General features: G+C 68.3%; 5 protein-coding genes. 1 reads left to right on the forward strand and 4 read right to left on the reverse strand.

The features are described from left to right. Positions 1-67: 67 nt before the first annotated feature. The 4 genes from ACI3KS_RS05645 to ACI3KS_RS05660 all read right to left on the reverse strand — a co-directional run bounded on the left by ACI3KS_RS05645 (position 68) and on the right by ACI3KS_RS05660 (position 4,342). Positions 68-1,522, reverse strand: a complete 1,455-nt coding sequence (locus ACI3KS_RS05645; RefSeq protein ID WP_404916089.1) for an aspartate ammonia-lyase — start codon at positions 1,520-1,522, stop codon at positions 68-70. 79 nt (positions 1,523-1,601) lie between these two features. Next, on the reverse strand, positions 1,602-2,522 hold the full coding sequence (locus ACI3KS_RS05650) for a phosphodiesterase (protein ID WP_404916090.1): 921 nt from the start codon (positions 2,520-2,522) through the stop codon (positions 1,602-1,604). Between the two features lie 27 nt (positions 2,523-2,549). After that, a complete protein-coding gene (locus ACI3KS_RS05655; RefSeq protein ID WP_404916092.1) occupies positions 2,550-2,885 on the reverse strand; it encodes a peptidase in 336 nt (111 codons plus the stop codon). Then, positions 2,885-4,342: an anion permease gene (locus ACI3KS_RS05660; RefSeq protein ID WP_404916094.1), complete on the reverse strand. Its 1,458-nt coding sequence runs from the start codon at positions 4,340-4,342 to the stop codon at positions 2,885-2,887. The genes ACI3KS_RS05655 and ACI3KS_RS05660 overlap by 1 nt, the downstream gene beginning before the upstream one ends. A 154-nt stretch (positions 4,343-4,496) precedes the next feature. Here ACI3KS_RS05660 and ACI3KS_RS05665 point away from each other — a divergent pair, with 154 nt between their 5' ends. After that, a complete protein-coding gene (locus ACI3KS_RS05665) occupies positions 4,497-6,596 on the forward strand; it encodes a S9 family peptidase (RefSeq protein ID WP_404916095.1) in 2,100 nt (699 codons plus the stop codon). Positions 6,597-6,875 lie beyond the last annotated feature (279 nt).

Raw genomic sequence — 6,875 nt, forward strand, 5'->3', positions numbered from 1 at the left:
CGGGATGCGGATGAGGGACGGATGCCGCAGCATCCGTCCCTCATCTCGTGCAGCGCCGGATCCGGCGTCAGATCTCCACGAGGTCGTCGGGGGTGATGATCGGGATCGCCGCCGTCACTGCCTCCAACCCGGACAGACGAGCGGGTGACAGCTGCTTCACGACCTCATCGCGCGACATGAGCCCGGCCTCGACGACGAGGTCGGCGACGTTGCGGTTGGTCAGCAGGGCGGTCTTCGCGAGCGCCGCGGCGGCCGCGTAGCCGATGAACGGTGTCAGCGCCGTGATCACGCCGACCGAGGCGCCCACCATGGTGCCGAGTCGGTCGCGGTTCGCGGTGATGCCGTCGATGCAGTTGACGCGGAGGGTCCACATCGCCTGGCGCATCCAGGTGATCGACTGGAAGATCGAGTGCGCGATCACCGGCTCGAAGGCGTTGAGCTGCAGCTGCCCGCCCTCGACAGCCATCGTGACGGTCATGTCGGCGCCCACGACCGCGAACGCGACCTGATTCACGACCTCGGGGATCACCGGGTTGACCTTGCCCGGCATGATGCTCGATCCCGCCTGGCGGGCGGGGAGGTTGATCTCGCCCAGACCCGCCTGCGGTCCGGATGCCAGCAGTCGCAGGTCGTTGCAGATCTTCGAGAGCTTGATGGCGTTGCGCTTGAGCGACGAGGAGAACGACATGAACGATCCGGTGTCACTCGTCGATTCGACGAGGTCGGTCGCCGTGGAGAGGTCGAGGCCCGTGATCTCTCGCAGGTGGCGGAGCACGGCGGGCGCGTAGTCGGGGTGGGTCGTGATGCCGGTGCCGATCGCGGTGGCCCCCATGTTGATCTCGAACATGAGCGAGGCGTTCTCGGTGAGCCTGCTGTGGTCCTCGCCGAGCGTCGTGGCGAACCCGTGGAACTCCTGCCCCAACGTCATCGGCACGGCATCCTGCAGCTGGGTGCGGCCGACCTTCAGGACGTCGTGGAACTCGCTGGCCTTGCCGAGGAACGAGACGCGCAGGAGGTCGAGTTCCTCGAGCAGCGACTTCAGGGTCAGCGAGAGGCCGATCTTCACGGCCGTCGGGTACACGTCGTTGGTCGACTGGCTGCGGTTCGTGTGATCGATGGGCGACAGGAAGGCATAGTCACCTTTCTCGCGGCCCGCCATCTCGAGCGCGATGTTGGTGATGACCTCATTCGCGTTCATGTTCGTCGAGGTGCCGGCACCGCCCTGGATCACCCCGACCGTGAACTGATCGTGGAACTCGCCGTCGATGACGCGCTGCGCGGCCCGCTCGATGAGGTCGGCCCGTTCGGCGTCGAGGACGCCGATCTCCCGGTTCGCGCGGGCGCTGGCCTGCTTGACCATCGCGAGTGCGCGTACGAGGTCGGGATAGACCGAGATCGGCCTCTTCGTGATCGGGAAGTTCTCGTCCGCTCGAGCGGTGTGGATGCCCCAGTACGCGTCGGCGGGGATCTCCATGCTCCCGAGGGAGTCGGTCTCGGTGCGGGTGGGCGCGGCAGAAGCCATGTCACATCCTTGTGGGTCGTGGCGGGTGGGTACGTGGGGGATGCGTCAAGTCTACGCCCGCGCGCTCCGCCGCCGTCGGTCAGCGCGCCCGTTTGCGGGAGAACGCCTCCAGCCGTTCCTGCGGCGTGAGACCCGCCATACGCTCGTACCAGTCCGCTGTGAAGTATGAACCGGTGTCGGCGTCGGTGACCGGCACCACGGTGTGCGTGATCGTGTCGGGGTGCACGTGCACCAGCTGGAACGACTGCGCGGCGTCCATGCCGTTGACCTCAGCCGCCGGACGCGCGACGTTCATCGTGTAGCAGGTCGCGGACGCCACGCTCACGGGTATCCCGGCGAACGTGCCGTGCGAGGAGTAGTGCAGGTGGCCGGCGAGGATCCCGCGCACATCGCTCCCCCGGATGACGGCGGCCAGCTCGTCCTGGTGGCGCAGCTCGAGGATGTCGAAGAGCGGCAGGTGGCTGGGGATCGGCGGGTGATGCATCGCGAGCAGCGTGCCGTGCGGGGCGGGCGTCGCCAGTGTCTCGGCGAGCCAGTCGAGCTGACCACTGTCGAGATCGCCATGGTGCCAACCCGGCACGCTGGTGTCGAGCGCGATCAACCGCAGACCCTCGAGGTCCCACACCCCGGTGATCGGCTCGTCGCTGGCATCGCCGTTCAGCAGGCCCTCGCGCAGCGCTGGGCGCTCGTCGTGGTTGCCGGCGACCCATACGACGGGTGCGCCGAGCTCCGCGGCGACGGGATCGACGGCGTCACGGAGGCGCCGATACGCATCGGGCTCCCCCAGATCGGTGAGGTCACCGGTGAAGACGATCGCGGCGGGCCTCGGGTGCACGGTCCTGATCGCCTCGAGGGTGCGGGCGAACGTGGATTCGACGTCGTAGCGCCCGCCCAGCTTCGCCCCGCTGGCGAGGAAGTGGGTGTCGCTGACGTGGACGATCACGTGCGACGCCGGTCGATGGCGGCCGAAGACGTGCTCGGAGAGGCTCGACGCGGTCATGCCCTCAGCCTAGGGCGCGGCCCGACATCAGTGGCCGATGACGATGAGCAGGATGCCGCCGATCACGGCGAGGCCGCACAGGATGAAGCATCCGTAGGCCGCCACGAGCGCCAGCGTCTTCTGCGCGTCGGTGAGGGGACTCTTCTTCGCCGCCTTCGCAGCCTGTTTCTCGGCCCGACGGAGCTCCTTCTCGGAGATGACCGTGATCGCGTCGGTGAACTCGGCGGGTGTCACGAGGGGGACGCGACCCGCACGCACCAGCATCCGCAGCCCGAGGGCGTAGAACGACACGATCGCGACAGCGCCGAGCAGTGCGGCGACGGCGACCTGGAGGAACGCGATCCAGTTGATCTCGATGACCATCAGCGGCCGCCCTCCTGCGTCGTGGCCTGATCGTCCGTGGCGGGCTCCCACTCTGCGAGCTGTGCGCGAGCACGGCGGCTCGCAGTGAGAACCTCCCACTCCTGTGCGGCCTGCTCGGCTTCGGCGAGCTTGCGCTTGGCCTGCTGCGCCGCCTTCTTAGCGGCCTTCACCTCGGGTCCGGTGCCGACCGACTTCTCGAGCTTCTTCGCGCGGCGGACGGCGCGCTCGGCCTCTGCGGCCTTGCGGTCGGCCTTGGCCAGGGCGCGGGCGAGCTCGAGGCGGCTCTGGCGACGCGTCGGACCGGGTGCCTCCGGCAGCTCGACGGCGTTTCCGGAGTCCGCGACATCGCTCATCGCGTTGGCGTGCGTGACGGCGTTGCGGCGGGAGTAGAGGAACAGCCCGACGATGATGACGACCGCGAGCACCGCGTCGACGGCGACACCGACCATGCCGAACCAGACCACGAGCAGCGCGGCGAGAGCGCCGACGGCGCCGGCGGCCGGAAGGGTGAGCAGCCAGCCGAGCGCGATGCGTCCGGCGGTCCGCCAGCGGACCACGGATCCGCGTCGGCCGAGACCAGATCCGATGACGGAGCCGGATGCCACCTGCGTGGTGGACAGAGCGAAGCCGAGGGCGCTCGAGGCGAGGATCGTCGCGGCCGTGGAGCTCTCGGCGGCGAAGCCCTGGGCGGGCTTGACCTCGGTGAGGCCCTTGCCGAGAGTGCGGATGATGCGCCAGCCGCCGAGGTAGGTGCCGAGGGCGATCGTGACTGCACAGGCGACCTTGACCTCCCATAACGGCTCGTCGCTGGACTGCCACCCGACGGTGATCAGGGCCAGCGTGATCACTCCCATGGTCTTCTGCGCGTCGTTCGTGCCGTGCGCGAGCGCGACCATCGATGAGGTGAAGATCTGGCCCCAGCGGAAACCGGAGCGGCCGTCGGGCTTGCCGTCGTAGCGGCGCGTGATCCCGTAGGCGATCTTCGTGGCCGCGAACGCGATGAGCGCGGCGGTGACCGGGGCGATCAGCGCAGGCAGGATGACCTTCGACATGACCACGCCGAAGTTGATTCCCGCGGCGCCGACGCCGACGAGGGTGGCTCCGATGAGTCCGCCGAAGAGCGCGTGCGAGGAGCTCGATGGGAGCCCGAGGAGCCAGGTCAGCATGTTCCAGGTGATCGCGCCGATGAGCCCCGCGAAGATCAGGGCGGGCAGCAGCGAATGCGAGATGTCCGCCTCGTTCACGATGCCGCCGGAGACCGTCTTGGCGACCTCCGTCGAGAGGAACGCACCGACGAGGTTGAGGATCGCGGCCAGCAGCACCGCGGTCTTGGGCTTGAGCGCACCGGTCGCGATGGGCGTGGCCATCGCGTTCGCGGTGTCGTGGAACCCGTTGGTGAAGTCGAAGAACAGGGCCAGTGCGATGACGAGCACGACGATGAGGGCTGCGGTTTCCACCGTTCGCTTTCGGGTTGAGGAAGAAGATTCGTGTCGACGGGATCGACGTGACGAACGAAGAGTTCATCGTGGGTTTGACTTCCGTTAACCGGCCCCGTCAAATCCTCCCACCCGCACCGGAGCCGGTCAACTCGGGGTGGGCTAGCGTGGACGGGTGACTGACGCTCCGATCGCCGCCCGCCGCTCGACGCTCCGAACCCACCACGGTGACACCTTCGACGACCCGTACGAGTGGTTGCGCGAGAAGGAATCGCCGGAGGTGATCGCTCATCTCGAAGCGGAGAACGCGCACACGGATGCCGAGACCGCTCACCTCGCGCCGCTGCGCGAGCAGCTGTTCCAGGAGATCAAGTCACGCGTGCAGGAGACCGACCTCTCGGTGCCGACGCGTCGCGGCGATTGGTGGTACTACAGCCGCACCGAGGAGGGCGCGCAGTACGGCATCCACTGCCGCACCGCCGCGGTCGCGGACGACTGGACTCCCCCGGTGCTGGAGCCCGGAGTCGCCGTTCCTGGAGAGGTCGTCCTGTTCGACGGCAACGTCGAGGCGGAGGGCCATGAGTTCTTCTCGCTCGGTGCCTTCGATACCTCGGATGACGCGACGCGGCTGCTGTGGTCGACGGACTACGAGGGCGACGAGCTCTACACGGTACGGGTGCGCGATCTGGTCACCGGCGAGACCTTCGCCGACGAGATCCCCAACACCGGCGGCGCGTTCTTCACCCCCGACGGTACGGGTATCCTCTACACCACGCGCGATGACGCGTGGCGTCCGGACACCCTCTGGCTGCACCGCATCGGCACCGACGTCGCCGAGGATCTTCAGCTCTTCCACGAGCCGGACGAGAAGTTCTGGCTCGGCGCCGGCATCACGCGGAGCCGCAAGTACCTCGTGATCGGCGTCGGCTCCAGCATCACGAGCGAGGAGTACATCGTCGATCTGTCCGGCGATGTGACGGCCGAGCCCCGAATCGTCTGGCCGCGTGTCGAGGGGGTCGAGTACTCGTTCGAGCATGCCGTCGTCGGCGGAGAGGACCGGCTGTACGTCCTGCACAACCAGGATGCCCTCGATTTCGAGCTCGTCTCGGTCGCCGCATCCGATCCCCAGGGAGAGCGGACCGTCGTGCTCCCTCACGAGCCGGGCCGACGTCTGCTCGGCATGGACGCCTTCCGTGATTTCGCGACCGTGGAGTACCGCAGCGAGGGCCTCGAGCGCGTCGCCCTGCTCGACTACGCGACCAACGGGATCGAGGACGTTCCGTTCGACGAGCCGCTGTACTCGGCCGGTGTCAGCGGCAATCCCGAGTGGCACTCGCCCTTCCTGCGGCTCGGCTACGCGTCGTTCGTGACGCCCGGCACCGTGTACGAACTCGACCTTGCGACACGCGAGCTCGTGCTGCGCAAGCAGGTGGCCGTGCTCGGCGACTACGCCCCTGAGGACTACGGGCAGCAGCGCGCCTGGGCGACGGCATCCGATGGCACCCTCGTGCCGATCTCGCTCGTCTGGAAGCGCTCGTTCGGCGAGCCGGGCTCCGCTCCGCGCCCGGTGCACCTGTACGGGTACGGCTCGTACGAGCACTCGATCGACCCCGGGTTCTCCGTCGCCCGGCTCTCGGAGCTCGACCGAGGAGTGATCTTCGCCGTGGCGCACGTGCGAGGCGGCGGCGAGATGGGGCGCGCGTGGTACGAGGACGGCAAGCTGCTGCACAAGCGCAACACGTTCACGGACTTCGTGGCGGTCGCGGAGCATCTGGTCTCCGCGGGCATCACCACGACCGACCGCCTCGTGGCCGAGGGCGGCAGCGCGGGCGGACTGCTGATGGGCGCGGTGGCGAACCTCGCACCCGCGGCCTTCGCGGGGATCCTGGCCGCCGTGCCGTTCGTGGATGCGTTGACGACGATCCTCGACCCGTCGCTGCCGCTGACCGTGATCGAGTGGGACGAGTGGGGCGATCCGCTGCACGACCCCGAGGTGTACGAGTACATGAAGTCGTACTCCCCCTATGAGAACGTCGGCGACGGCGCCGAGTATCCGCGGATCCTCGCGGTGACCTCGCTGAACGACTCCCGGGTCGCCTATGTCGAACCCGCCAAATGGGTCGCACGCTTGCGCGAGGCCGGAGCGACGGACGTGCTGCTGAAGTGCGAGATGGTGGCCGGCCACGGCGGTGTCAGCGGACGCTACAACTCCTGGCGCGAGCGCGCGTTCGAGCTCGCCTGGATCCTCGACACGCTCGGCCTCGCCGAAGCCTGATCCACCGCACCGTCTCCGGCCCGGTGCCGGCCCGCCCTGCGGCCCGCCTTCCTGCACAGGCATCCGGCCCGGAACCCGGCCCCGCGGTCTCAGCATCCGGCCCGCTTATGCCCCAAAACAGGTCAACCGCGCGAGATCATGACGATCGCGATTGGGGTGCCCCTGTGATGGTGGAGTCTGGTCCTGATGGATGAGATGAGTGATGAGCGTGGGAAGAGGCCGCCGATCAGGAGGGTGCAATACACGCCTGCGGAGCGGGCGGAGGCGGTGCGGATCGTG

The sequence above is a fragment of the Microbacterium sp. ZW T5_45 genome (genome assembly GCF_044987415.1).
Lineage (GTDB): Bacteria > Actinomycetota > Actinomycetes > Actinomycetales > Microbacteriaceae > Microbacterium.